Origin of the sequence: Pseudomonas sp. M20, assembly GCF_045037865.1 — a bacterium.
Lineage (GTDB): Bacteria > Pseudomonadota > Gammaproteobacteria > Pseudomonadales > Pseudomonadaceae > Aquipseudomonas.
Map to the genome: position 1 here is coordinate 1,265,303 of NZ_CP173611.1, position 26,603 is coordinate 1,291,905.

18 protein-coding genes are annotated in these 26,603 nt (G+C 60.1%); 6 read left to right on the plus strand and 12 right to left on the minus strand.

What is annotated here, in order from left to right; all coding sequences use genetic code 11:
- Positions 1-116 precede the first annotated feature (116 nt).
- The 9 genes from ACI514_RS05755 to ACI514_RS05795 form a co-directional block, all read right to left on the minus strand.
- The gene (locus tag ACI514_RS05755; protein WP_160058724.1) at positions 117-638 is read right to left on the minus strand and encodes a DUF3455 domain-containing protein; all 522 of its coding nucleotides are present in this window, start codon (positions 636-638) and stop codon (positions 117-119) included.
- 170 nt (positions 639-808) lie between these two features.
- Entirely contained in the window at positions 809-2,443 is a 1,635-nt protein-coding gene (locus ACI514_RS05760; RefSeq protein ID WP_405123260.1) for an ABC transporter ATP-binding protein, read from the minus strand.
- A 1-nt stretch (position 2,444) separates the two neighbouring features.
- A complete protein-coding gene (locus tag ACI514_RS05765) occupies positions 2,445-3,467 on the minus strand; it encodes an ABC transporter permease (RefSeq protein WP_150731467.1) in 1,023 nt (340 codons plus the stop codon).
- Positions 3,467-4,531 carry a microcin C ABC transporter permease YejB gene (locus ACI514_RS05770; protein WP_405123261.1) on the minus strand — a complete coding sequence of 355 codons (1,065 nt, stop codon included), beginning with the start codon at positions 4,529-4,531 and terminating at the stop codon, positions 3,467-3,469. The genes ACI514_RS05765 and ACI514_RS05770 overlap by 1 nt, the downstream gene beginning before the upstream one ends.
- Before the next feature lies 1 nt (position 4,532).
- Positions 4,533-6,398, minus strand: a complete 1,866-nt coding sequence (locus tag ACI514_RS05775; protein ID WP_405123262.1) for an extracellular solute-binding protein — start codon at positions 6,396-6,398, stop codon at positions 4,533-4,535.
- A 148-nt stretch (positions 6,399-6,546) separates the two neighbouring features.
- Complete coding sequence (locus ACI514_RS05780; RefSeq protein WP_405123263.1) at positions 6,547-9,258, minus strand: TonB-dependent receptor; 2,712 nt, start codon at positions 9,256-9,258, stop codon at positions 6,547-6,549.
- A gap of 207 nt (positions 9,259-9,465) precedes the next feature.
- Positions 9,466-9,867, minus strand: coding sequence for a biopolymer transporter ExbD (locus ACI514_RS05785; RefSeq protein WP_007918272.1), 402 nt, complete (start codon positions 9,865-9,867; stop codon positions 9,466-9,468).
- Positions 9,867-10,553, minus strand: coding sequence for a MotA/TolQ/ExbB proton channel family protein (locus ACI514_RS05790; RefSeq protein WP_371857975.1), 687 nt, complete (start codon positions 10,551-10,553; stop codon positions 9,867-9,869). The genes ACI514_RS05785 and ACI514_RS05790 overlap by 1 nt, the downstream gene beginning before the upstream one ends.
- A gap of 67 nt (positions 10,554-10,620) precedes the next feature.
- Positions 10,621-11,445, minus strand: coding sequence for an energy transducer TonB (locus tag ACI514_RS05795; protein ID WP_405123264.1), 825 nt, complete (start codon positions 11,443-11,445; stop codon positions 10,621-10,623).
- Between the two features lie 1,118 nt (positions 11,446-12,563).
- On the opposite strand from ACI514_RS05795, the gene ACI514_RS05800 reads away from it, so the two are divergent.
- On the plus strand, positions 12,564-13,187 hold the full coding sequence (locus tag ACI514_RS05800; RefSeq protein WP_405123265.1) for a glutathione S-transferase: 624 nt from the start codon (positions 12,564-12,566) through the stop codon (positions 13,185-13,187).
- 132 nt (positions 13,188-13,319) lie between these two features.
- Here ACI514_RS05800 and ACI514_RS05805 read toward each other — a convergent pair whose 3' ends face one another.
- A complete protein-coding gene (locus ACI514_RS05805; RefSeq protein ID WP_008084932.1) occupies positions 13,320-13,760 on the minus strand; it encodes a CBS domain-containing protein in 441 nt (146 codons plus the stop codon).
- A gap of 198 nt (positions 13,761-13,958) precedes the next feature.
- Between ACI514_RS05805 and ACI514_RS05810 the strand changes: the two genes are divergently transcribed.
- Positions 13,959-16,319, plus strand: coding sequence for a DNA polymerase II (locus ACI514_RS05810; RefSeq protein WP_405123266.1), 2,361 nt, complete (start codon positions 13,959-13,961; stop codon positions 16,317-16,319).
- Here ACI514_RS05810 and ACI514_RS05815 read toward each other — a convergent pair.
- Both ACI514_RS05815 and ACI514_RS05820 read right to left on the minus strand, forming a co-directional pair.
- Positions 16,284-16,754 carry a DUF1810 domain-containing protein gene (locus ACI514_RS05815; protein WP_405123267.1) on the minus strand — a complete coding sequence of 157 codons (471 nt, stop codon included), beginning with the start codon at positions 16,752-16,754 and terminating at the stop codon, positions 16,284-16,286. The two genes, ACI514_RS05810 and ACI514_RS05815, sit on opposite strands and share 36 nt — an antisense overlap.
- Positions 16,755-16,779: 25 nt before the next feature.
- A complete protein-coding gene (locus ACI514_RS05820) occupies positions 16,780-17,601 on the minus strand; it encodes an aldo/keto reductase (RefSeq protein WP_405123268.1) in 822 nt (273 codons plus the stop codon).
- A gap of 432 nt (positions 17,602-18,033) precedes the next feature.
- Between ACI514_RS05820 and ACI514_RS05825 the strand changes: the two genes are divergently transcribed.
- From ACI514_RS05825 to ACI514_RS05840, 4 genes are all read left to right on the plus strand, one after another.
- A complete protein-coding gene (locus ACI514_RS05825) occupies positions 18,034-18,549 on the plus strand; it encodes an Hcp family type VI secretion system effector (protein WP_007949952.1) in 516 nt (171 codons plus the stop codon).
- A gap of 126 nt (positions 18,550-18,675) precedes the next feature.
- Entirely contained in the window at positions 18,676-21,582 is a 2,907-nt protein-coding gene (locus ACI514_RS05830; RefSeq protein ID WP_405123269.1) for a type VI secretion system tip protein VgrG, read from the plus strand.
- Positions 21,579-26,234 (plus strand): RHS repeat-associated core domain-containing protein, encoded by a 4,656-nt coding sequence (locus tag ACI514_RS05835; RefSeq protein WP_405123270.1) that lies wholly within the window; start codon positions 21,579-21,581, stop codon positions 26,232-26,234. The genes ACI514_RS05830 and ACI514_RS05835 overlap by 4 nt, the downstream gene beginning before the upstream one ends.
- Positions 26,231-26,548, plus strand: a complete 318-nt coding sequence (locus tag ACI514_RS05840; RefSeq protein ID WP_095121164.1) for a hypothetical protein — start codon at positions 26,231-26,233, stop codon at positions 26,546-26,548. Before ACI514_RS05835 ends, ACI514_RS05840 begins: the two co-directional genes overlap by 4 nt.
- Positions 26,549-26,603: the final 55 nt, after the last annotated feature.

The following is a 26,603-nucleotide window of genomic DNA, read 5'->3' on the forward strand; positions in this document are numbered from 1 at the left end:
CCCCTTGTAGGAGTGAGCCTGCTCGCGATAGCGGTGTGTCAGCAGCATATTCTTCACTGATACACCGCTATCGCGAGCAGGCTCACTCCTACAGGGGATTTGTGGTGTTCCGGAGATCAGTTCGCCGCCCAGAAAATGTAATCAGCCTGATACTTCACCACTTCCTGCTTGCCCTTGTTCGCCGCTGTGCATTCGCTGCCCGGCGCCACGCCGCCCTTGAGTGCGACGCGCTGGATGTAGCTCACGCCGCTCATAGCGCCTTTACCCTCGGCCGGATTGGCCTTGACCAGTTGATAGGGCAGGTTGCCCGGAGTCGACGGCGCGACGGCCAATTGTGTGCCGGTGACCTTCGAACCGTCCTTGGCCTGCCAGGTGGCCGGCGGGCCGAAGTAAGTGCCGACCTGTTTGCCGCTGCGATCATTGAGCACCGCTTTCGGGCCGACGAAGGTCCACTCGGTCTGTCCTGGAGTATTGGCTTTGTCACGGCATTCGTAGGTGATCTCGCCGACCCCGGTGGTCTCCATAGCGATCTTGTGGCCGTCCGGGACTTTGATCGCGTCGGGATAGCTGCTTTGGGCGAAGGTTGAGGCGCTGGCGGTGAGCAAACCGGTGAGGCAGATCAACTGGGTGATGTTCATCAGTATGTTTCTCCGAAAAGGGTAGATCGCTGGCAGCCGAAGAGGGCTGTTACAGGGACTACCCGTGGCGGAGGCGTTTGGATGCAGTGCCTATGAAAAATATTTCAATGACCCACCCCAATCCCTTGTAGGAGTGAGCCTGCTCGCGATGGCGGTGGGTCAGTCAAAACTTATGTCACTGGAATACCGCTATCGCGAGCAGGCTCACTCCTACAGGGTTTTGTGTCGGGCTTGAGGCCGGAGGCGTTCAGGAGTTCCTGGGTGTATGGGTGTTTGGGCGCGGCAAAGATTTCCCGCGACGAACCCTGTTCAACCACCTTGCCATCCTTGATCACCATCAAGTCATGCGCCAACGCATGCACCACCGCCAGATCATGGCTGATAAACAAATAGGTCAGCCCATGTTTGATTTGTAGTTGCCGCAACAACTCCACCACCTGCTTCTGCACTGTGCGATCCAGCGCCGAAGTCGGCTCATCGAGCAGAATCAGCGCCGGTTCCAGCACCAGTGCGCGGGCGATGGAAATGCGTTGGCGCTGGCCACCGGAAAACTCGTGGGGATAACGATGTCGGCTCTGCGGATCGAGGCCGACTTCCTCCAATACGCGAATCACCGCCGCCTCACGCTCGGCTTCAGTGCCGATGCCATGGGTCAGCAACCCCTCGGCAATGATCTGCTGCACCGACATCCGTGGGCTGAGGCTGCCGAACGGATCCTGAAACACCACTTGAATCTGCCGCCGCAACGGGCGCATCAAGCGCTGATTGAGCAGGCTCAGTTGCTTGTTGCCAAAACGGATATTGCCCTCAGACTCGACCAACCGCAGGATCGCCTGACCCAGCGTCGATTTACCCGAACCCGACTCGCCAACAATCCCCAAAGTCTTGCCCCGTTGCAGGGTGAAACTCACGCCGTCCACCGCTTTGATGTAATCCTGCTGGCGACTGAACAACGCCTTGGGCAACGGGAACCACACCTTTAAATCATCGACTTCAAGCAGGTTGTGATCGTACTCACTGGGCACCGGCGCGCCGCTGGGTTCCGCTTCGATCAACAAACGACTGTAAGGATGCTGCGGCGTCCGAAACAACGCTTCGCAATCGGCCTCCTCGACGATCTCGCCCTGACGCATCACGCACACCCGTTGCGCGATACGTCGCACCAGATTGAGGTCATGGCTGATCAGCAACAGCGACATGCCAAGGCGTTGCTGCAACTCGATCAGCAGCTCAAGAATCTTCTGCTGAACCGTGACATCCAGCGCCGTGGTCGGCTCATCGGCGATCAACAGTTCCGGCTCGTTGGCCAGCGCCATGGCGATCATCACCCGTTGCCGCTGACCGCCGGAGAGCTGATGCGGATAGGCTTTCAAACGCTGCAAAGGTTGGCGAATGCCGACCAGTTCCAGCAGCTCCAATGTCCGTTCGCGTGCGGCGCGGCCCTTGAGACCTTTGTGAATCTCCAGCACTTCGCTGACCTGCTTTTCCACCGTGTGCAACGGGTTCAGCGAGGTCATTGGCTCCTGGAAAATCATCGCAATGCGGTTGCCGCGCAAGCCGCGCATCTGCTGCTCGCTGGCGTGCAGCAAGTCGACGCCGTTGTAGCGGATCGCGCCGCTACTACTGACGTTCTTGCCCGGCAACAAACGCAGAATCGAATGCGCCGTCACCGACTTGCCCGAGCCGGATTCACCGACCAGTGCCAGACATTCGCGACGGCGAATATCGAGGTTCAAACCGTGCACCACTTCCTGCCCGGCGAAGGCCACGCGCAGATCGCGAATTTCAATCAGGTTGTCGTTCATCTCAGCTCCTTGGATCAAACGCATCACGGCAAGCCTCACCGATGAAAACCAACAAAGACAAAATCAGCGCCAAGGCAAAAAACGCCGTCAGCCCCAGCCACGGCGCTTGCAGATTGCGTTTGGCCTGACCGATCAATTCGCCCAGCGACGCAGTGCCGGCCGGCATGCCAAAGCCGAGAAAATCCAGTGCAGTCAGCGTGGCGATGGCGCCAGTGAGAATGAACGGCAGGTAGGTGAGAGTGGAGGTCATGGCGTTGGGCAGGATGTGCCGGCACATCAGTTCGTTGTCGGTCAGGCCCAGTGCGCGTGCGGCTTTGACGTATTCCAGATTGCGTCCACGCAAGAACTCGGCACGCACCACATCAACCAGCGCCAGCCAGGAAAACAGCGCCATGATCCCCAGCAACCACCAGAAACTCGGCGAGACAAACCCGGACAAAATGATCAGCAGGTACAGCACCGGCAGCCCCGACCAGATCTCCAGCACCCGTTGCCCGAGCAAGTCGACCCAGCCGCCGTAATAACCCTGCAACGCCCCGGCGACGATGCCGATCAGCGCACTGATGCCGGTAAGGATCAGCGCAAACAGAATCGAAATCCGCGTGCCGAAAATCACCCGCGCCAACACGTCGCGCGCCTGATCATCGGTGCCCAGCCAATTGCTCGATGATGGCGGACTCGGCGCCGGTTCGCTGAGGTCGTAATTGACTGTGTCGTAGCTGAACGGGATCGGCGGAAAGAGCATCCAGCCGCCCTGATCCTCGATCAGTTTATGCACGTAATTGCTGGCGTAATCCGGCTGAAACGGCAGCTCCCCGCCGAAATCGGTTTCCAGGTAATCGCTGAGGATCGGGAAGTAGAAAGCGTCGTGGTAGCGGATCACCAACGGCTTGTCGTTGGCGATCAATTCACCGCCCAGACAAATCAGGCACAGACCGATAAACAGCCACAACGACCAGCGCCCACGCCGATTGGCCTTGAACTGCGCGACACGGCGCTGGCCGAGAGGGGAAAGAGTGAACATCAGGCAGTCCTCGCCGAGAAGTCGATGCGCGGGTCGAGCAGGGTGTAGCAGAGGTCGCCGATCAGCTTGATCAACAGGCCGAACAGGGTGAACAGAAACAGCGCACCGAACACCACCGGATAGTCGCGCGACACCGCCGCCTCGTAGCTCATGCGCCCCAAACCATCGAGATTGAAGATGGTTTCGATCAGCAGGGAGCCGGCGAAAAACACCTCGATCAGCGCCGACGGCACGCCGGCCACCACCAACAACATGGCGTTGCGAAACACATGGCCGTAGAGCACGCGCCGCTCGGTCAGACCCTTGGCCCGCGCGGTGATCACGTACTGGCGGCTGATCTCGTTGAGGAAGCTGTTCTTGGTCAGGATCGTCAGCGTGGCGAAGCCACCGATCACCAGCGCCGTCACCGGCAACACCAGGTGCCAGAGGTAGTCGCCGACCTTGCCCAGCGTGCTCAGGCTGTCGAAGTTATCCGACACCAGCCCCTGCACCGGAAACCAGTTAACGGAGCTGCCACCGGCAAACACCACGATCAACAGAATCGCGAAGAGGAACGCTGGCATCGCGTAGCCGATGATGATCGCCGTGCTGCTCCAGACATCAAACGCACTGCCGTTCTTGATCGCTTTGCGAATGCCCAGCGGGATCGAAATCAGGTAGGTGATCAACGTCGCCCACAAACCCAGCGACAGCGACACCGGCAACTTCTGCACAATCAGATCGGTGACCTTGGCGCCGCGAAAGAAACTGCTGCCCAGATCCAGCTGCGCGTAGTTTTTCAGCATCAGCCACAGGCGTTCGTGCAGCGGTTTGTCGAAGCCGTAATGGTGTTTGATTTCCTCGATCAGCGCCGGGTCGAGACCACGGCTGCTGCGTCCGGCGCCGCCAATCGCGGCGACCTCGCCACCACCGCCCATGCTGTGCCCGCCAAAGCCTTGCAAGCGTGCGATGGCTTGCTCGACCGGGCCACCCGGCGCGGCCTGCACGATGAGGAAATTGACCACCAGAATGCACAGCAGCGTGGGGATGATCAGCAGCAAACGTCGACTCAGATAACGCAGCATGTCACTGGCCCCCCGCGAGTTGGCTGTGCATCTGTTGCGTGGTCAGCGCCTTGGCCGACACTTCCCACCAAGTGTTGAGGCCTTCGTCGTACGCCGGTTGCACCGGCGGCATGCCGAAGCGGTTCTGATACACCGTCGGCGTGCCTTTGGAGTAGTAGTTGGGAATCATGTAGTAACCCCATTGCAGCACCCGATCGAGGGCGCGGGCGTAATGCACCATGGCTTCGCGGGTGTTGGCCTGGACCAGCCCGTCGATCAGTTGATCGACCGCCGGATTGGCCAGCACCATCGAGTTGGAACTGCCAACTTGCGTGGCACTTTGCGAGGCGTACAGGCTGTACAACTCGCGGCCGGGCGATACGATCGGATCGCCGCTGCGCGGGAAACTGGTGACGATCATGTCGTAGTCGCGGGCGTTGAGACGGTTGACGTATTGCGCCGAATCGATGCGGCGCAGATTGAGGGTGATGCCGATCTGCGCGAGGGTGCGTTTGAACGGCAGCAGCATGCGATCGAAGCCGCCCTGACCGTCGAGAAAGGTGAACTCCAGCGGCTCGCCAGCAGCGTTGACCAGACGATTGTGTTGCGGCGTCCAGCCTGCCTCGGCGAGCAGCTTCAGTGCTTGCAGTTGCTTGTCGCGGATGTAGCCGCTGCCATCGGTTTTCGGTGCCTGATAAACCTCAGTGAAGACCTCGTCAGGGATCTGCCCGCGTAGCGGTTCGAGAATCTTCAATTCTTCGGCATCAGGTAGCGCGGTGGCGGCCATTTCGCTCTTCGGCCAGAAGCTGTTCTGACGTACGTAGAAGCCGCGCATCATCTGTTTGTTGGTCCACTCGAAATCCCACAGCAGGCTGATCGCCTGACGCACGCGGCGATCCTGGAAGATCGGGTTTTGCAGGTTGAACACGAAGCCTTGGGCGGCGGTGGGTTTTTCCGGGGCCAGAATCGACTGCTGCAAGCGCCCGTCGCGCAACGCCGGGCTGTCGTAGCCGACCACGTAGCCGGAGGAGGAAAACTCGCGGTTGTAGTCGAACGCGCCGGCCTGCAACAACTGGCGGGCGACGTCGGTGTCACCGTAGAAATTCACCGTGAGGGTGTCGAAGTTGTACATGCCGCGACTGACCGGCAGGTCCTTGCCCCACCAGTCCGGATCGCGCTGGAAACTGATGCTGCGCCCGGCGTCGACCTTGCTCACCCGGTACGGGCCGCTGCCCAGCGGTGGCTCGAAACCGCCGCCGTTGGCGAAGTCGCGGGTTTGCCACCAATGCTCGGGGACGATGCGCATCGTCGCCAAGTCCAGCGCGAGGGTGCGGTTGAGGTTGTTCTTGAAGGTGAAGCGCACCTGCCGTGGGCCTTCGATCAACACGTCCTGTACGTCGGCGTATTGCTGGCGATAACTCAGGCTGCCCTTTGTCATCAGCAAGTTGTACGTGTAGCGCACGTCTTCGGCGGTAATCGGCGTGCCGTCGGCGAAGCGTGCTTTTGGATTGAGGGTGAAGCGCACCCAGAGTCCATCGGGATCGCGCTCGATCTGTTGCGCGACCAATGCGTAAACGGTGTAGGGCTCGTCGAGCGAACGGAACGCCAGCGGCGCATACACCCAGTCGTTGACCTGCACCACGGAAATGCCCTGATCGGCATAGGGGCTGATGTAGTTGTACTGGCCGATTTCCATCGACGCACGGCTGAGCGAACCGCCCTTGGGCGCGTGCGGATCGACGAAATCGAAATGCTGGAAACCCGGCGGATACTTCGGCGCCTCGCCGTACACCGTCAGCGCATAACTGCCAGCGGCCAGCGCCGATGCCCCGGAGCACAGCAGCGCACTGCCCAGAAGCAGGCCCGCCATGTTGCGCAAAAAACTCATGCAATCACTCCTCAATTCCTGAATGCACACAGATCAAAACTGTAGGAGTGAGCCTGCTCGCGATGAGGCCAAGTCAGACCCTGCAAGGTTGACTGAAAAAACGCTATCGCGAGCAGGCTCACTCCTACAGGAGTTGCGGTGCTCTTGGTTAGAAGTGGTAAGTCATGCGCGCAAACAAGGTGCGGCCCAGCGGGTCGGTGTAGCGCGGGTCATAGCCGCTCTGGAAGTTGTAGGCCTGGTTGGAGAACGGCGGGTTGCGGTCGAACACGTTCTTCATCCCGGCATCGACATCCAGCACCTTGTTGAAGGTGTAACCGGCCGACAGATCCCACACCGAATACGACGCCACGCGCGCATGAGTATCGCGGTCGTAGTCGTTGTAACCGGTGGTGAAGCGGTTGGTCAGCGCCGCCCGCGCCGCGCCGAAGGTCCAGCTGCCGGTGAGGTTGTGCTTCCAGCGCGCGATCACGCCGTCACCCTCGAAGTCGCCGACCTTGTCGGTGAACGGGCCTTTGATGGTGCTCTGGAAGTCGTACTCGTCAACATAGGTGCCTTGCAGGCCCAGACCGAACTGACCGTACGGCGTGTTCGGGAAGCGGTAATCCAGTGACACATCGACACCGTTGGTTTCGACGATGCCGAGGTTGGCGTTGCCGGTGACGATGTAATTGAGCGTGCCGTCGGCGTTGCGCACGAAGCGGTCCGGGTAGGAGCCGGCCTGATCAAACACGGTGGATTCCGGGAACGGCTGGATCTGGTTGGAGATGTGAATCCACCAGAAATCCAGACCCACCGACAGGTTGTTGATCGGCTGATAGACGAAGCCGAGGGTCACGTTGCGCGCCTTCTCCGGGGCCAGATCTTCGTTGCCGCCAATCTGGTTGAGGAACTGCTGACCGCAATCGCGGCCACCGTTGCCGCCCGGTTGCACCACACCGCCGGTACACAGCACCGGGTCGTTGTAGAAGCCCTGGGTGAAGGTGATGCTGCGCGGCGAGTACAGCTCGTACAGCGACGGCGCACGGAAACCCTCGCTGTAGGCGCCACGCACCACCAGCTCTTTCAACGGCTGATAACGGAACGAATATTTCGGGTTGGTGGTGCTGCCGAAGTCGCTGTATTTGTCGTGACGCACGGCGGCGGACAGTTCGAGGCTGTCGAGCACCGGCACGTTGATTTCTGCGTAGGCGGCTTTCACGCTGCGGTCGCCTTCGACGCTGCCGGCCGGGTCGATGCCGAGGCTCTGGATGTCGCCGGCGAACGACTCGAAGTCCTGATGGAATTTCTCCTTGCGGTACTCGCCACCCAGCGCCAGACCGGACGGGCCGGCACCGAACCAGTCGCCGATTTCACGACTGATACGACCATCGAAACCGGCTACACGGCCCACAGCAGTCGAATAGGCGCCGTGATATGCCGCGTTGTCGATGTACTGCTGACCAGCGGCCGACTGCGGGCCGAACGGGTTGAGCAAACCGCTGGCCAGACCGTCGATCATTGCCTGATCGCTGACATAGCCACTGGTGACGCTGGAGACGATTTTGTTCTGGTTGTACGAGGCGCCGACGTTGTAATCCCAACCGCCGACCAGACCATCGAAACTGAGCAGGAAGCGCTGGCTGGTATTCTGGTCTTTCGATTCACGCGGGCCGGCAGCGGTTTCGCGCCAGTTCACATCGACCGGTTGCGTCGGGTCGAGGGCGAAATCGGTCGGCGCCGGGGTGATGCCGTTGCCGGGGTAGTAGGGTGACGAGGAATCGAGACTCAGCCCGGTCAGCGGCGCAGGGCCGACGGCGACGGCGTTGTTGTTGCGCGACCAGAAGTATTCGAGGTTGACGTTGTGATCGTCGCCGAGCTTGCCGGTGGTTTTGCCAAAGAACGAAGTCTTCTCGGTTTGCGGCACCAGATCGATAAATTCACGGGTGCTGAAGCGGCACAAGCCGTCGCGGGCGATCAGGTTGGGGCCGTTGCAATTGCTGTTGGCCAACGGGTTGGTGGCGTTGCCGTTCTGGCTGTAGTTACCGGGGAACGCGGTGCCGGAGGTCTGATCGAGGCCGCGACCGGGGGCGTAGTCGGTGGCGAACGAGCGGTCGTTGGCGTCGAGGTTCTGCTGCTTGTTGTAGTTGAACACGCCGAGGACGTTGAAGCGGTCCTCCTCCAGATCGCCGTAGCCCCAACTGGCACTCATGTCTTTGGTTGCACCGCCACCGCTGTGGGTCGGGGTTTCGCCGCCGAGGGTCAACTGGCCGTCGGTCAGGGATTTCTTGGTGATGAAGTTGATCACGCCGCCGATGGCGTCGGTGCCGTACAGGGCCGAGGCGCCGTCGCGCAGCACTTCGACGCGCTCGATGGCGGCAAACGGGATCATGTTCAGATCCACCGCGCCGCCGGCGGAGTTGGTCCCCGACAAGGCGTTGTTGGCCAGACGTCGACCGTTGAGCAGCACCAGCGTCTTGTTCGCGCCGATGCCGCGCATGTCGGCGAACGAGGCGCCGCCAGTCGCTGCGCCCACGGAGCCTGCGCTGTTGTTGATCGACTGGCTGCCAGTGATGCGCTGCACCAGTTCGGCGGTGGTGGTCACGCCTTGTTTGCGCAGCTCATCGGCCTTGAGAATGGTGATCGGCACCGCCGTTTCCGCATCGACCCGGCGAATCGCCGAACCCGTCACTTCCACCCGTTGCAGTTGCGTGGTCGGCGCAACCACCGCCGCAGCCGCCGGGACGCCGGTGTTGTCGTCCTCGGCCGCCTGCACAGTCCCGGCGCCCATCCCCATGGCCACCAGATACAACGGAACAAAACGGTGGCGAGAAATCGTTGCCACCAAGGGTTTGAGCGTGAAGCGTGGAGTGTTCATCAGCATGGTTATTTCCGACTTTTTAGACGTTATCGAATTGGCCTTGTGAGCCCCTCATTGCTCCGCTATCGGTGATACCGCGTGCGGAAAACCACTTTCTTCAAGCAAGCCGATCCCCTCCGAAGACGCATGGCGTTTTTTCGGTCGGCTGATTGCGACGGGAGTCAGCGAGCGGTGCCGGGTGCGTCTCTCAAGGCGCGCCCGGCACCGCACTCAGTGGGTGGTCATCACCGATATTTTGGTGATGCCCGAGCGTTCGATCGACGCCATGGCCTTGGCCACCTGGCCGTAATTGACGGCGGAGTCGGCCTGCAACTGCACGCGGACTTCGGCGTCCTTGGCCTTGACCTCCTTGAGGCTGGCCTCCAGCGATTCCGGGGCCAGCTCGGTCTTGGCCAGATAGAACTTGCCGTCCTGATCGACGCTGACCACCACCGGATCCTTCTTTTCGGCGGGGGCGACGGCGTCGGTTTTCGGCAGGTTGACCTTGATCGCGTTGGTCATCAGCGGTGCGGTGACGATGAACACCACTAGCAGCACGAGCATCACGTCGACCAGCGGCGTGACGTTCATTTCGCTGAGCACTTCATCGCTGTCCTGAGTAGAAAAAGACATCAGCTGGCCTCCCGCACGGCGGCTGTGGTTTTGCTGGCGATCGCCTGACGGCTGATGGAAAACGCACTGCGCGAGGCGAGGGCGTCGAAGTCGTGGGCGAAGTCATCCATGTCTGCCGAAGCGAGTTTCAGGCGACGCAGGAAGAAGTTGTAAATCAGCACCGCCGGCACCGCGACGGCGATGCCGACACCGGTGGCGATCAGCGCGTGGCCGATCGGCCCGGCGACCGCTTCAAGGCTGGCCGAACCGGTTTCGCCGATGCTTTTCAGCGCTTCCATGATTCCCCACACGGTGCCGAACAGGCCAATGAACGGCGCGGTGCTGCCGATACTGGCGAGGATTGCCTGGCCGTTTTCTAGCGAGCGGCGTTCCTTCTGGATCTGTTGGCGCAGGTTGCGCTCGAGGCGATCCGAACGGTTGATGGTGTGCGCCAATTGCTGCGTGGTGCGCGGCGAATCTTCCACCAGCAGCGCCTCGAAACCGCTGCTGGCGATGCGCGCCAGCGAACCCGGATATTGACTGGCGTGCTCGGCGGCAGTGAGCAGATCCGGCGCGCCCCAGAACGCTTTTGTGAATTGTTTGTTCTGCGCTTTCTGCCGCAGGTACTGCGCCGACTTGACCAGCAGGATCGCCCAGCTGACCACGGAAAACAGCACCAGACCCCAGAGCACGCCGGGGACAATCATCGAAGACAAATCGTTCATGGTGACACCTCGCTTGCGTTATTCGGTTGTGCGTTGATTGAGCGTTCGGTTATTGCGGCAATTTGAAATCAATGGTCTGCGTGGCGAAGCCGTCGATCGGCGTGTCACCGCGTTTGGCCGGAATGAATTTCCAGTTCTTCACCGCAGCGACGGCGGCGTCATCCAGTTGCGGCTTGCCGCTGGACTTGGTCACCGTCACCGAGCCGGCGCGACCGTTGGCCAGCACCTGAATGCGCAGCACCACGCTGCCTTCCCAGTTGCGCCGCAGCGCCAGCGACGGGTATTCCGGCGGCGGATTGCCAAGGCTGGCGAGACCGGAAATCGCTGCCGACTCCTTGACCGGACCCGGCGCGGCGGCAGGAGCCGGTGGCGCGCTCGGGGTGGCCGGGGCAGCAGGAGCCGCCGGTTGTGCCGGCGCCGGTGGCGCTTTCGGTGGCTCGACCTTTTTCACCGGTTTCGGCTTCTCGACCGGTTTTGGTTTTTCGATCGGCTTGGGTTTCTCCACCGGTTTCGGCGGTGGCTTGACCGCGTCCTCGTCTTCCACCGGTTGCTCCGGTTCGGGAGGCGGTGGTGGGGGAGGCGGTGGTGGCGGTTCCGGTGTGGGCGGTGCGGGTGGCGTCGGGCTGGTCAGCTCGACGGTCATTTCCGGAATCTGCGGTGGCGTTGGCAATGGCTCTGCTTTGGATTGCTGGAGAAACCACCAGGCGCCGCCATGTATCAGTGCCGACACAGCGATCAGCAACACCATCTGCTGTTTATTCAGACCGCCGGGTTGCGAAGTGTTGGCTTTAAACGCCGGCCTGCCCGGAGGCGGCGGAATTGGCGCTTCCCGCAACGACCCCGGCAGGGTTCTGTGCTTTACCGCATCGTTCATTAAAGCTCCCTCGGGTGGATGAAGGGCAATAAGGTGCCGTCCGAACATTTGGCTGATGTTCGAGTGAGTGGATGCAACTTTCTTCAAGGTGAGCAGAAGCCGATAGTTAGTTTAACTATCCAGTTACCAAGGCTTGTGCAAACTTACTGGCTTAGCGCCATCGACTTCGAGTGTTCATTGGCCATTCCCTGGTTGTTCTTCTATTGCGTAAGACATCGGTCGCTGTCTCATGCTTGTTACACATAGCAACGGCTGTGCCAGATGTTGCTGAAATGTAGAGTGCGTATTTCATGAGTGTTACCCATGTCGCATTTATATAAGTTTTGCCCTTGCGGTGATTTTTCGCTGGCACAGAGATACCCGTTACTCCACCTGACGGAGCTTTTTCAAAGGCGAGTCAGGCTAGACGCGCTATCACGCTGATCGGCGGGGTAGAGCGGCGGCTTGGCTGGCGGCCGGTGCACTTGCTGGTGCGCGGCGGACTGATTTGGTGCGGGCCAATGTTTTAGCGGGTCACGGGGTATGTTCCTTGTTCTTGTTTAAATGAAATCAATGTTTGAAGTACTGAATAGTTCAACCCGGTGGAGCAGTTTTGGTGCACTTGTAATGGCGCCGAAAGTTATTGTTCGACAATCCTGCTTTCGTTCAATGCACACTGCATTTGTGCAGTAACTGCCCGAGTCTTATTTAAAAAATAAATAGCACGCTGCCGTCGGCCAATAACTCATTGGCGAACGCAGTGCGCTGTCGAAGGTGTCAGGTAATAAAGTAAGTGTGAAGGCAACCGGGACTGTTCGGATGAACTCGGTGGCGAACGGATAAATGCAAAGAGGCTGTGATGCGGCAGAGCGTTTGAAGATTCACGCGGTGAACTCCTTGTTGCCAGCTCGGATACGCGAACTTTTGGTTCGGTATCGCACCTTACAAGAACGCGGATAGCGTTCGATGATTGCTCTTGGTGCGGGATGGGCACCGCCAGCGCTGTTTTGCGAGGTTTGAATTCGCAAGTCGCGAGTGCATGGGAAAAACGTGCCAAAACCGATACACAGACAGAATTTTTCTACACCCGCGCTACAGCCATCTACCCTGTGGCAATGGCCTTTTCGGGGGGATTGGATATGTACCAGCTCTACGGGCACAGAAATTCAGGCGCAGCCGCCATCGAAGCGGCGCTGGAACTGTGCCAGATCGCTTACCGCTTCATTGACATCGAAGCCAGCACCGAAGCCGCCGAGGCGCTGGCGCAACTCAATCCACTCAAGCAGATACCGACCTTGCAACTGCCCGACGGCAGCGCCATCACCGAAAGCGCGGCAATCCTGATTCATCTGGGCCTGACGTTTCCCAAGTCCGGCCTGCTGCCAGCCAAGGCGAATGATCGTGATCAGGCGATTCGCGGTCTGGTCTACATCGTCAGCAACTGTTACGCGGCGATCGGCGTCATCGATTATCCGGAGCGCTGGCTGCTGATGCCCGATGACGCCTCGCGGCAGAATCTGGTCGCCGGCGCGCGTGAGCGTTTGCACTGGAATTGGGAGGTGTTTGCCGACCAGTTTTCCGCCGAGTTGTATCTGGATGACGAAACGCCGGGGGCGCTGGATGTGCTGGCGGCGGTGGTGACGCGCTGGGCGGGCAGCCGCGAGCATTTGCGCCAGACGCGGCCGGGGTTTTATGCGTGGTTGCAACGGATTGACCGGCATCCGGTGCTGGCACCGGTGTTTGCCCGGCACTGGCCGTCCTGAACACACCACAGATTCAAATGTAGGAGTGAGCCTGCTCGCGATAGCGGTTTGTCAGCCACCTTGTTTTTAGCTGACAGAACGCTATCGCGAGCAGGCTCACTCCTACAGGGGGGGCGGTGGTGTCTTTGGGATTTATTCCCCGCGAATGTACTGCTCCAGCTGTTTGATCAGCTCCGCCTGTTCGGCAATCGCTTCCTTGACCAGGTCACCGATCGACAGCAAGCCGATCAGCTTGCCGTTCTCCACGACCGGCAAGTGCCGCAGGCGTTTGTCGGACATGATGCCCAGGCAGGTGTCGACGGTTTGATGAGTGTCCACGGTGATCACGTTCGCCACCATGATGTCGCGCACCGGTGTGCCCACGGATGAGCGGCCATGCAGCACCAGTTTGCGCGCGTAGTCCCGCTCGCTGATGATGCCGACCACCTTATCGTCTTCGACCACCAGCAAGGCGCCGACGTTTTTCTCGGCCATCTTCATCAGCGCTTCGAGCACCATGTGATCAGGTTTGATCTGGTGCACTTCCTGATTTTTCTGATCTTTGAGCTTGAGCAGTTGGGCGACGGTCTTCATGGTGGTTACTCAGGTGTTGTCGTTGTTATCCAAGCATCGTAGACGCAAGCGCGCAGGGCAAGGTGGCAAAGCGGCAGATAACACGCAAAAAACGTCATTTGCCGGGTTTTTCCGGGGTTGGCGCCGATTTATCGCCAAGGTCATCCCACGCAATGCCGCGTAGAATGACCCTCTGTTTCAATTCCTGAGGTTGCAGTGGTGGATTTACCGCAGGGCTTCGTCCTGACCCGGCATTGGCGCGATACCCCGGCCGGCACCGAAGTCGAGTTCTGGCTGGCAACCGACGCCGGGCCGCGCCGTGTGCGCTTGCCGCATCAGCCGTCAGTGGCGTTCATACCCGCCGAGCAGCGCGCTGCCGCCGAACGTCTGCTGCACGACGAAAAGAACGTCGAACTGCGCCCGCTGGCCCTGCAGGATTTCGAGCACCGCCCGGTGCTCGGTCTGTATTGCCAGCAACACGGCCAGTTGATGCGCCTGGAAACCGCCCTCAATCGCAACGGTGTCGACGTATTCGAAGCTGACGTGCGTCCACCAGAACGCTATCTGATGGAGCGTTTCATCACCGCGCCGGTGCGGTTCAGCGGCACGCCCGATGCCGACGGCGTGTTGCTCAACGCCCAGCTCAAACCCGACCCCGATTACCGACCGAAACTACGGCTGGTCTCGCTCGACATCGAGACCACCGAAACCGGCGAGTTGTATTCCATCGCCCTCGAAGGCTGCGGCGAACGTCAGGTGTACATGCTCGGTGCGCCGAACGGCGACGCCAGCATCGTCGACTTCGACCTTGAATATTGCGACTCGCGCACCGTCATCCTGAAGAAACTCAACGACTGGTTCGCCCGCCACGACCCCGATGCGATTATTGGCTGGAACGTCGTGCAATTCGATCTGCGCATTCTCCACGAACACGCACGGCGGCTCGGTGTGCCGTTGAAGATCGGCCGTGGCGGCGAAGAGATGCAATGGCGCGAACACGGCAGTCGCAATCACTACTTCGCCTCGGCGGCGGGGCGGTTGATCATCGACGGTATCGAGTCCCTGCGCTCGGCAACGTGGAGTTTCCCCTCGTTCAGCCTCGAGAACGTCGCGCAGACCCTGCTCGGCGAAGGCAAGTCGATCGACAACCCGTACCAGCGCATGGACGAGATCAACTGCATGTTCGCCGAAGACAAACCGGCGCTGGCCAAGTACAACCTCAAGGACTGCGAACTGGTCACGCGGATCTTCGCCAAGACCGAACTGCTGACCTTTTTGCTCGAACGCGCCAGCGTCACCGGGCTGCCGGCGGATCGCAGCGGCGGCTCGGTGGCGGCGTTCACGCACTTGTATATGCCGTTGATGCACCGCCAGGGTTTTGTTGCGCCGAACCTCGGCACCAATCCACCGCAGGCCAGCCCTGGCGGTTTTGTCATGGACTCGCAACCTGGGCTGTACGAATCGGTGTTGGTGCTCGATTACAAGAGCCTGTATCCGTCGATCATTCGCACCTTTCTGATTGACCCGGTGGGCCTGATCGAAGGCTTGCAACACCCGGATGATGCCGATTCGGTGCCGGGTTTCCGTGGTGCGCGGTTCTCGCGTACCCGACATTGTCTGCCGTCGATCGTCTCGCGGGTCGCCGAGGGTCGTGAGACCGCCAAACGTGAGCACAACGCACCGCTGTCGCAGGCACTGAAGATCATCATGAACGCCTTCTACGGCGTGCTTGGCTCCAGCGGCTGCCGCTTCTTCGATACGCGGCTGGCCTCATCGATCACCCTGCGCGGTCACGAGATCATGCTGCGCACGCGCAAGCTGATCGAAGAGCAGGGCCACGCGGTGATCTACGGCGACACCGACTCGACGTTCGTCTGGCTGCGTCGCCCGCACGGCCAGGAAGAAGCGGCGAGCATCGGTCATGCGCTGGTCAAACACGTCAACGATTGGTGGCGCGAGCATGTGCGTGATGAATATGGCCTGGAAAGCGCCCTCGAACTGCAATTCGAAATTCACTACAAACGCTTCCTGATGCCGACCATTCGCGGCGCCGAGGAGGGGAGCAAGAAACGCTACGCCGGCCTCGTCACCCGTGCCGACGGCAGCGATGAAATGATCTACAAGGGCCTGGAAACCGTGCGCACCGACTGGTCGCTGCTGGCTCGGCAATTCCAGCAGGAACTCTACGAGCGGATTTTCCAGCGCAAGCCGTATCAGGATTATGTGCGCGACTACGTGCGCAAAACCCTCGCCGGTGAATTCGATGATCGACTGGTCTACCGCAAGCGCCTGCGTCGCACCCTCGACGATTACGAGCGCAACGTGCCGCCGCACGTGCGCGCGGCGCGGTTGGCCGATGACTACAACGCCCAGCACGGCCGCCCACGGCAATACCAGAACGGTGGCTGGATCAGCTATGTCATCACCCTGGCCGGTCCCGAGCCGCTGGAGGTGCGCCGCGCCGCCATCGACTACGACCACTACATCACTCGGCAATTGCAACCGGTGGCGGATGCGATTCTGCCGTTTGTCGACGACGACTTTTCAACCCTGATCGGGGGGCAACTGGGCCTGTTTTGAGTCGAGCAGTTGCAGCGTCCATTCATCGAGAATGCCGTGGAAGTAGCGTTCCAGCGCCTGATTGAACACGCTGTCTTCAGCGGCAAATTGGGCGAACAGGGTCATCGAGGAATGGAATTTCAGGTCATCGGGATGGCCGAAAATCTCCGCGATAGAACGCTGTTGCACCTTCAGCACTAACTGCGTGCAGGTGCGCAGGCGTGCGCCGAGCAACTCATGCGCCAGATAAGCGCGGGCTTCCTCGGCTGAACCGATGGCGTAGCGCCGGGACATTTCACTGCCGCCCAGACCCGCGAACTGCGGGAACACAAACCACATCCAGTGGCTGCGCTTGCGGCCCTCATCGAGCTCGCGTTGCACGCGCTCGAACACAGGGTCCTGGGCCTGGACAAAACGTTGCAGGTTGAACGGGTCGTACTGATCAGTGCTTCTCATCGCGAAGCCCTCGCCAGCCGCTGGCTCAAACCATGGCCAGCCGCTGCTTGCGTTGTGGCGCTTGAAACGCCTGGTCCAGCGCCGCCAGATCCCCGGCCTCCAGTTGCAGTTGCGCGGCTTGTGCATTGAGTTGCACGTGTTCCGGCCGTACAGCCTTGGGAATCGCAATCACCCCATCCTGACGCAGAATCCACGCCAGCGAAACCTGTGCGGGGGTCACGCCATGACGAGCGGCAATCTCATTCAGCAGCGGTTCAGCCAGCATCGCGCCGCCCTGGCCAATCGGACAGTAGGCCATCAGTGGCATGCGCTGGTGTTGGCACCACGGCAACAGATCGAACTCGATGCCGCGCTCTTCCAGGTTGTACAGCACCTGATTGGTCGCGCAGGCGGAACTGGAGAGTTCTTCGAGATCGTCGACATCGAAATTCGACACACCCCAACGGCCGATCTTGCCGTCCTCGCGCAGACGTTCGAAGGCTTCGACGGTTTCTTCCAGCGGATACTGGCCGCGCCAGTGCAGCAGATAGAGGTCGATGTAGTCGGTGTCGAGCCGACGCAGACTGCGCTCGCAGGCCTGCGGGATGCCTTTGCGGCTGGCGTTGTGCGGGTAGACCTTGCTCACCAGAAACACCTCATCGCGCAGGCCGGCAATGGCTTCGCCAACGACCGATTCGGCGCCGCCCTCGGCGTACATTTCCGCCGTGTCGATCAGGCTCATGCCCAGCTCGATACCGCTGCGCAGTGCTGCCACTTCACGCTTGTGCGCCAAGCGGTCTTCGCCCATGCGCCAGGTGCCCTGGCCAATGATCGGAACCTGGACGCCGGCCAGTTCGAGGGTACGCATGCAAACCTCCTTGCTGAATGTGTCGATACCTTTTAGTGGGCAGCAGGATAGCGCAGGGGTTCCGAATGAGCAGTGCCGGAGTGTCGAGTCATTTATGGCGAAGCGTTGTTGGTTCGAGGATTTTTGAAGTCATTCGCAAGTGCGCAAGAAGTTGCGCAGTGCTTGCGCGGTTTTGTCCGTCGATGTCGCTGGAGGCCACGTCGTTCGTGATCTGTAGCCAAGTGCGCAACTTCTTGCACACCACTGCGCAAGAAGTTGCGCACTTCTCTTGGTTTTTCATCGGTTTAGCGTCAAGAAAAGTGAATCGATGGCCGCAAAGCCTTGATCTGTATGGGTTGCATGAAAGCTGGCATGAACTTTGATGGCTCAAGGCCACTCCGGTGAGCAATGGTGCCCACCGGGTACGTCTTTTTGAGCAAGGAGAGCATCCCCATGGCAACACCAGCGTACATGTCGGTTACCGGCGAAAAACAAGGTCTGATCACTGCCGGCGCATTCACCGCCGACTCCGTTGGCAACACCTACCAGGAAGGCCATGAAGACCAGGTCATGGTGCAGGCTTTCACCCACGACGTGATCATCCCGCGTGACCCACAGTCCGGTCAGCCAACCGGTCAGCGCGTGCACAAGCCAGTGGTCATCACCAAGGTCTACGACAAGGCTTCGCCGCTGCTGCAAGCGGCGCTGACCTCCGGCGAGCGCATGAGCGAAATCGTTATCCAGTGGTACCGCACTTCGGCGCAAGGTACTCAAGAGCACTACTACACCACCAAACTGGAAGACGCGATCATCGTCGCCATCAACAACAAAATGCACAACTGCCAGGATCCAGGCAACGCGCACTTCACTCACCTGGAAGAAGTGCAGTTCACCTACCGCAAAATCACCTGGACCCACGAAGTATCCGGTACTTCGGGTTCCGATGACTGGCGTGCTCCAGTCGTTTAATCGCGGCTGACAGTTGCACCGCCCCGGCCGGCATCGCTGGTCGGGGCGCACTCACTTTTAAAGAATTTTTGCCAATAGCCCCGCAGCGGGCTGTTGCGCGTCGCAGCACTGCGCGAGGAACAAGGGATGTTCTCACCGGCCAACCAGCCTCATTTCAATCTGACCGTCGATGGCATCGACAGCGACTTCCAGGTGCTGTCGTTCACCGGTCGTGAGGCCCTTAACACGCCGTTCGAATTCGAGCTGGAACTGGTCAGCGAAAAGGCTTCGATCAACCTCGAAAGCGTGCTGCACAAACTGGCGTTTTTGCAGCTGTCGCCAAGCGGCACTGGCATTCACGGGCTGGTCTACAGCATCGCCCAGGGCGAGGCGGGCAAACGTCTGACCCGCTACAAGATTTCCCTGCGCCCACAACTGGCGTACCTCGCGCACCGGGTCAATCAGCGCATTTTCCAGCAGATGACCGTGCAGCAGATCATCAGTCAGGTGCTGGAAGAACACGGCATCCTTGCCAGCGATTACCACTTCCAGCTCAGCGCGATTTATCCCGAACGCATTTACTGCGTGCAGTACGACGAGTCGGACCTGGATTTCATCCAGCGCCTGTGTGAAGAAGAGGGCATTCACTACCACTTCCAGCACACGTCCAGCGGCCACAAACTGACCTTCGGCGATGACCAGACGGTGTTCCCGAAACTCGCGCCAGTGGCCTATCAGCAGGACTCCGGGCTGGTCGCCGACAAACCGGTGGTCAAGCGTTTTGGCCTGCGTCTGGCCACGCGCACCAGCCGCACCACGCGCCGCGATTACGACTTCGTCAAACCGAAAATCGAGCTGGAAAGCGACGCCAAGAGTTCGGCTCAGCCAGACCTCGAAGACTACGATTACCCGGGCCGTTTCGTCGATCGCGAGCGCGGTAAACACCTGGCCAATCGTGCACTGGAACGCCATCGCAGCGACTACCGTCTGGCCGAGGGCAACAGCGATCAGCCGATCCTGGTCAGCGGGCATTTCCTCGCCCTGACCGAACACTCCAACCCGACCTGGAACGACCTGTGGCTGCTCACCGAAATCTTCCACGAAGGTAAACAGCCGCAGGTGCTGGAAGAGTCGGTGACCAGCGACACCACCGACCTCAAGGACGATTTCCACCAGGGCTACCGCAACCGCTTCAGCGCGATCCCGTGGGACGTGCCTTACCGTCCGCCGCTCGACCACCCGAAACCAAAAGTCCTCGGCACACAAAGCGCGGTGGTTTGCGGCCCTGAAGGCGAAGAGATCTATTGCGACCAGTACGGCCGGGTGAAGGTGCAGTTCTTCTGGGACCGCGAAGGCAAGCACGACGACATGACCAGTTGCTGGATGCGTGTCGCGTCGAGCTGGGCCGCGGAAACCTTCGGTTCGATCAACATCCCACGGGTCGGCATGGAGGTGTTGATCACCTTCCTTGAAGGCGATCCCGATCAACCGCTGATCACCGGGTGCCTGTACCACGGCGCCAATCTGCCGCCGTACAAACTGCCGGATTTCAAGACCCTGGCCACGGTCAAGAGCAAGGAATACAAGGGCAGCCGCGCCAACGAATTACGCATCGACGACACCACCAGCGAGATCAGCATAGCGCTGCGCAGTGACCACGGTGCGAGTGCGATCAACCTCGGTTACCTGACCCATCCGCGCCCGAGCGGTGGTCAGCCGCGTGGTGAAGGTTTTGAGTTGAGAACCGATCGCCACGGCGCCGTGCGTGCGGCGGCCGGTCTGCTCATCACCACCGAACCACGGCCGAACGAATCCAAGCACCACAAGGATCTGCCGGAAACTGCCGAGCGTCTCGCCACGGCCAGCGATCAGCAGGATGGCTTCGCTGTTCAAGCCAAAGAGTTACAGGCCCAAGAGGCTGGCGATCAGGACGACGTCGCCAAAGCGCTGCATGCCCAGCATCAAGGCGTGCTCGGCTCGGGTCCGGCCAACCTCACCGCCAACGAATTCCCTGAGTTCACCGAACCGCATCTGGTCCTCGCCAGCCCGGCCGGCATCGCCCTGACCACGCCGCGCTCCAGCCACATCGCCACCGGCGAACACCTGGCGCTGAGCAGTACCGGTCACACCAGCCTGTCGATCGGCAAACGCCTGCTGGCCAGCGCCAGTCGTGGTATGCGCCTGTTCGTGCAAAGCATGGGATGGCGGCTGGTCGCGGCCTCCGGCGATATCGACGTGCGCGCGCTGAAGGACAGCATCAACCTGCTGGCCAAACTCAACATCACCGCCAACGCCGACCGCATCACCATCACCGCCAAGACCGAACTGGTGATTCAGGGCGGCGGCAGCGCCACGACCTACAACGCCGGCGGCATCACCCACGCCACCAGCGGCCCGTACACCGCGCACGCGGCGAACTTCGCCTACACCGGCGCGAAAAGCCTCGCCGGGGTATTCCCGGAACCACCGAAACCGGGCAAGGGCAACCTGGAATTGTTCAACCAGTATGCCGGGCGTCAGGGCATCAAGGACGGCGATTACGAAGTCATCGATGCGCTGGGCAAAAGCATCAAGGGCAAGCTCGATGGCAAAGGTTTCGCCAGCGTCGCCGGCGCTGCACCGGGGCCGGCGCGGGTGCTGTTTGGCAAGGATCCGGCGGACACCTGGAGCGACGGCAGCTACATCGGCAAACCGGAGTGGCCGTTGAATCCGCCGGGGGCTGAAGACGTGCCGAGTCAGGTGCAAGCCATGGTCGCGCAGGTGTTGCCGAGCAAGAGTTGGGAGATGTTGGAGAAGGGCAAGGACATGGCGCAGACAGGGATGAGTGCGATGCAGACGGCGCAAGGTGCGATGCAAACGGCGCAGCAAGTGAAAGGTGTGGTGCAGGGCGGCGTGGCCGGGTTGCCGAAATTGGCGAGTGCGGCGTTGCCGAGTGCGTCGGGGATTTTGGGGGCGGCGGGTAAGGCGGGCAAGTTGCCGAGCCTGCCTGCACCGAGTCTGCCAAAACCTTCCTTGAAAACCCCGGGCCTGTTGGCGGGTGAGATGCTGTCATGACTAATGAAGTAGCTGCTGTAAAACGTGAACCTCAGGTTGCCATCGTTCCACTGAACGCCATCGACATTCAGGACGTCGCCAGCAGTGCGGCAACCTTCGATGCTTGGCTGCAATCGGCTACGGATGGCGTGGTCACGCTTGATCGAATCAAGAACTACGCCGGCTTCCTGCCGGTGGTGGGCAACATCATGGCGCTGGTCGATGCGCTGGGTGACATCGTCACCCTGTCGAACGCCAAGCAACGCGACTTGCTCGCTTGGGCCAGTCTTGGCATCAACCTGATCGGCGTCTTGCCGTTGCCGCCGTCGATGGCCGCGGCGCGGATGACCCTGCGCCCGACGCTGTTTCTGGTGCGTCAGGAAATGAGGGCCAGCAGCAAGGTGTTGCTCAGCACTTCCGTGATCGAGGTGCTGGTCGGTCACCTGAACGCCTCGATTATCGGCACGCTTGATGATTTTGTTGAGCAAGCCAAAGGCAAGTTACCGGGCATTTTGGCGGACGCTGGCAAGCTCGGCGAAGAAATCATTGATCAGATTGCAATAGGCATCGAAGCGGTGGCGTTCGGCAATCTGGATGCCAAAGGTGATCTGAATGCAGCCAGCGCCCAGGCGAGCGCCGCAGCCGATCAATTCAAGAATGATCCGCTGGCGTCATTCAGCAATGTTTTTGGGGCTGCCAACAGCGCCCTGAAGTCGGCAGGCAAAGGCCTGGCCAACAGCGTGGCGCAAAACCTCGTCCCCGACGACTTCAAAAAAACCGTTTCCGACGAAACCAAAAAACTGCGGGCGATGGGGCCGGAACTGCGCACGCAGTTGAGCAAGCTCGACGATGAGTCGGTGCAGAACTCGATCGGCTGGTTGCTGCTGATCCTCTCCAGTGCCGTGACCTTGTGGCGCAAGCGTAATGCCCATGGGCAGAACGCCGCGGTCCACCCGGACAAGACCGGTCAGGCGAAGCGTACGGCATCCGAGGGGCAGTTGGCCTCTAACGGCCAACAGGCTCCGGCGACTCACGCACCCGAGCCGAAAAAAAACTGCGCCTGCGCCAGCACGGGGCGCAGTATCAATTTCGCCATAGGCTCTGAAAGCCTCAGCCATACCGATTTCAGCCTGCCCGGCCCCTTCCCGATCGATTGGACACGCACCTACAACTCGCGCCTCGACGCCTACGATCAGAGCGAACTCGGCGCGCGCTGGATCAACGAATTCACCACACGTTTTGATTGCGTGGACGATGGCCTGACCTTCTACGGCGCTGATGGCCGCGACCACAGTTATCCGTTGCCTAAAATCGGCCTGTTCCACTACGACGCCATCGAAGACATCACCCTGGTCCGCAACAGCGATGACCAGTTGTTGCTTTGCCGTGGTTTCGAACGCAAGGAAACTTACGTCCGCCGTGGCCAGCGCTTTGTGCTGAGCAATATTTCGCTGCGCAACGGCGCCGGGATCATGCTGCATTACGAGCACCGACACGGCGAACACTCGCTGCTCTCCGACCTGATCACCTATCAGGAAAACGATTTCACCAAAGTCCATTTGCACCTCGGCACGATGATCGACGAGCACGGCCGGTTTATCGGCCTTTGGCAGATCGTTGACGGCGAACCACTGCGCCAGCTCTGCGCCTATCAGTACGACGCCTATGGCGACCTGATTCAGGCGCAGGACGAGAACGGTGCAGTCTGGTCGTATCAGTTCCAGCACCACCTGATCACCCGCTACACCGACCGCACCGGGCGCGGCATGAACCTGCAGTGGGACGGATCAAGCGCCAAGGCCAAAGCCGTGCGCGAATGGGCCGATGACGGCAGCTTCGACACGCGTCTGGAATGGGACGAAAACATTCGTCTGACCTACGTCACCGACGCGCTCGGCAACGAAACCTGGCACTACTACGACATCCTTGGCTACACCTACCGCATTCGCTATGCCGACGAGCGTTCGGAATGGTTCTTCCGCGACGAGGCCAAGAATATCGTGCGCCGCGTCAATGCCGACGGCAGCACCGATCGCTACAGCTACGATGAACGCAGCAACCTGCTCGAACACATCCGCGCCGATCACACGGTGATGCATTACGCCTACGATGATCAGGATCTGCTGATCAAGATCAGCGACGCCGAGGGCGGTCAGTGGCAGCGCGCCTATGACGACCAAGGCAATCTGGTCGAAGCGCTGGATCCGCTGGGCAACAAAACCGAATACGCCTACAACAAATCCGGCCAGCCCACCGCGATCAAGGACGCCAACGGCAACGAAAAGACCCTGGACTACAACGACGCCGGGCAACTGGTGGAGTACGTCGATTGCTCGGGCCAAACCAGCGCGTGGGAGTACAACGAACTGGGGCAGATGATCTGCTTCACCGACGCCGCCGGCAACGCCACCGAATACGAATACAAGGCCGGCCAACCGGTGCTGATCAAGCACTCGGACAAGACCGAAGAGCGCTTTGATCGTGATGCCGAAGGTCGGTTGTTGGCGCACGTTGATGGACTCGATCGCTGCACCACCTGGAGCTACAGCGCTGCCGGTTTGATCGCCGAACGTGTCGATGCTGCCGAGCAGACCCTGCGCTATCGCTGGGACCGTCTCGGACGGCTAACGGCCCTGGAAAACGAAAACGAACAACGTGCGCACTTCCACTACGACCCGGTCGGACGCCTGCTCGAAGAGCGCGGCTTTGATGGGCGCAGCACGCGCTATCAGTACGACCCGCTCACCGGACGCCTCGCCCAATCGATCAATGGCCAGCGCGTCATCTCGCTGAGCTTCGACCCGATGGGCCGTTTGACTGAACGTCGCGCCACCTTGGGCGATCAGTCGCAAAGCGAGAGCTTCGCCTATGACGGCAACGGCAACCTGGTGTTGGCCGACAACGCCGACAGCCGCCTGCAATGGTTCCACGACCCGGCCGGCAATTTGCTGCGCGAGCACCAGCATTACCTCGGCCTGGAAAAACCCACCGTCGCGATCTGGCAGCACGAGTACGACGTGCTCAACCAACGAGTCGCCAGCGTGCGCCCCGACGGCCACCGCGTCAGTTGGCTGACTTACGGCAGCGGCCACCTGCTCGGCCTGCGCCTGGATGAACACGAACTGATCGGCTACGAGCGTGACGACCTGCACCGCGAAGTCGCTCGCCATCAAGGCAACCACCTGCTGCAAACCCAAAGCTGGGACCCGGCCGGCCGTTTGCAGGAACAACTGCTGGGACGCAGCGACGACAAATCTACGCTGCTCAAACGCGAATACAGCTACGACGCCGCCGGCCAACTGACCGACATCAACGACAGCCGTCGCGGCCCGCTCGCCTATCGCTACGATCCCGTCGGCCGATTGCTCAGCGCCACCACACGTCAAGGCGTGGAAACCTTCGCCTTCGACCCGGCCGGCAACCTGCTCGACGACAAGGCGACAGAAATTCGCCGCCCACTGGACCTGACCCCACCGCGCAGCAAACTGGTCGACAACCTGCTGCGCGAATACGCCGGCACCCACTTCGACTACGACGAACGCGGCAACCAGATCCAGCGCTGGCACAACGGCCAACGCAGCGACCTACAGTGGGATTTGTTTGATCGACTGGTGCATTTCGAAGACCCGCGCCTGTCCGTCGAATTCGCCTACGACGCACTGGGACGCCGCCTGCACAAGAACTCCCGCGCGCACTACAAACAGCGCCCGGAAGCAGGCTCTCTCTGGAACAGAAACGAACACGCGCGCAAACAGCGCGAACTCGGCTGCGGCTTCACCTTGTACGGTTGGGATGGCGACAACCTCGCCTGGGAAAGCAGCCCGGCACAAAGCGATGGCGAACCCGGTCGCACGGTGCACTACGTCTTCGAACCGGGCACTTTTGTCCCTGTGGCACAGGCTGTGCGGCACGCGCCGATCGATCTGATTGGGCTGCCGGATTACAGCGGTGAATATAGCCTCGATGACGACCCGGTGTGGAGTCACAAGGCAACGGCTTTACCGTTTGATGCGTTGGCCTGGTATCAGTGTGATCACCTCGGCACGCCGCAGGAATTGACGGACTCGCACGGCAACATGGCCTGGACCGCGCAATACAACGCGTGGGGACAGGTGACGGAGCAGCGCTCGGAGTGGGCGCAGCAGCATGGCGTGATGAACCCGATACGGTTCCAGGGGCAGTATCACGATCACGAGACGGGGCTGCATTACAATCGCTACCGATACTACGATTCTGAGGTAGGGCGTTTCATTTCACAGGACCCGATTGGGCTGGCTGGTGGACTGAACCTTTATCATTACGTACCTAACCCGCTGGAGTGGATTGATCCACTTGGCCTTTCCGCCTCTTCTGATCTACCTCGGATGAAAGGTACGAGTATTCCTCGCGCCGGTAGAACGTTGAACAGCGCCGGATTTTCGAAAACCAAAGACAATGGGGTTAACGAAACCTGGAAGCATGCAGACGGTTCAGAGGTCAGGGTTCACAAGTACGGAAACTTGAATGCCTGCCCTCACAAATCTGGCAACAATGCACACATCCATAAACAGGATCCGTCCAATCATCAACTGGATGATGAGGGTAAAGTTTCCACCGATCCTAATAAAACTCACATTGGCATTCGTAATCCTGCCGATTTACCAGCTGTCCGAGGGAGACCACACGGATCATGAGTTATGAATACAAATTGGTGTTTGACGACAACTCTACAGCTCAGCATGTCATCGACATTGTTAAAGCTAGTAGTGCTTGTGTTCGCTCGGGCGACGGTGATCTTTATTTGAAGGATCACTCGTTGAATAGCAGTGGGGCTTACGATACTCGTCTCATTTATGGGGATGATGAATCCCTGTGGCTCCAAGTGAATTTCCAATCAGCAGAACTGTACGCCCTACTTAAAACAGCACTCAATGGAAGAAATTTCAGGTGTCTTGAAGATGGGGACGAGGATGAAGAGGTTGGTTTAAATGAGGTCTTCCGCGTGTAGGTTGACTCTCGGTCAAATTGCAGCCGAATAGCCACTTTTTAATCTCTAAAAATTT

Excerpts from the sequence above, each read along its gene's own strand:
- ACI514_RS05765 (WP_150731467.1), bottom strand. The coding sequence starts at position 3,467 with ATGTTCACTCTTTCCCCTCTCGGCCAGCGCCGTGTCGCGCAGTTCAAG.
- ACI514_RS05805 (WP_008084932.1), bottom strand. The coding sequence starts at position 13,760 with ATGAAGACCGTCGCCCAACTGCTCAAGCTCAAAGATCAGAAAAATCAG.
- ACI514_RS05820 (WP_405123268.1), bottom strand. The coding sequence starts at position 17,601 with ATGCGTACCCTCGAACTGGCCGGCGTCCAGGTTCCGATCATTGGCCAG.
- ACI514_RS05835 (WP_405123270.1), top strand. The coding sequence starts at position 21,579 with ATGACTAATGAAGTAGCTGCTGTAAAACGTGAACCTCAGGTTGCCATC.
- ACI514_RS05830 (WP_405123269.1), top strand. The coding sequence starts at position 18,676 with ATGTTCTCACCGGCCAACCAGCCTCATTTCAATCTGACCGTCGATGGC.
- ACI514_RS05815 (WP_405123267.1), bottom strand. The coding sequence starts at position 16,754 with ATGAGAAGCACTGATCAGTACGACCCGTTCAACCTGCAACGTTTTGTC.
- ACI514_RS05775 (WP_405123262.1), bottom strand. The coding sequence starts at position 6,398 with ATGAGTTTTTTGCGCAACATGGCGGGCCTGCTTCTGGGCAGTGCGCTG.
- ACI514_RS05840 (WP_095121164.1), top strand. The coding sequence starts at position 26,231 with ATGAGTTATGAATACAAATTGGTGTTTGACGACAACTCTACAGCTCAG.
- ACI514_RS05800 (WP_405123265.1), top strand. The coding sequence starts at position 12,564 with ATGTACCAGCTCTACGGGCACAGAAATTCAGGCGCAGCCGCCATCGAA.
- ACI514_RS05755 (WP_160058724.1), bottom strand. The coding sequence starts at position 638 with ATGAACATCACCCAGTTGATCTGCCTCACCGGTTTGCTCACCGCCAGC.
- ACI514_RS05780 (WP_405123263.1), bottom strand. The coding sequence starts at position 9,258 with ATGCTGATGAACACTCCACGCTTCACGCTCAAACCCTTGGTGGCAACG.
- ACI514_RS05790 (WP_371857975.1), bottom strand. The coding sequence starts at position 10,553 with ATGATTGTCCCCGGCGTGCTCTGGGGTCTGGTGCTGTTTTCCGTGGTC.
- ACI514_RS05760 (WP_405123260.1), bottom strand. The coding sequence starts at position 2,443 with ATGAACGACAACCTGATTGAAATTCGCGATCTGCGCGTGGCCTTCGCC.
- ACI514_RS05825 (WP_007949952.1), top strand. The coding sequence starts at position 18,034 with ATGGCAACACCAGCGTACATGTCGGTTACCGGCGAAAAACAAGGTCTG.
- ACI514_RS05795 (WP_405123264.1), bottom strand. The coding sequence starts at position 11,445 with ATGAACGATGCGGTAAAGCACAGAACCCTGCCGGGGTCGTTGCGGGAA.
- ACI514_RS05770 (WP_405123261.1), bottom strand. The coding sequence starts at position 4,531 with ATGCTGCGTTATCTGAGTCGACGTTTGCTGCTGATCATCCCCACGCTG.
- ACI514_RS05785 (WP_007918272.1), bottom strand. The coding sequence starts at position 9,867 with ATGTCTTTTTCTACTCAGGACAGCGATGAAGTGCTCAGCGAAATGAAC.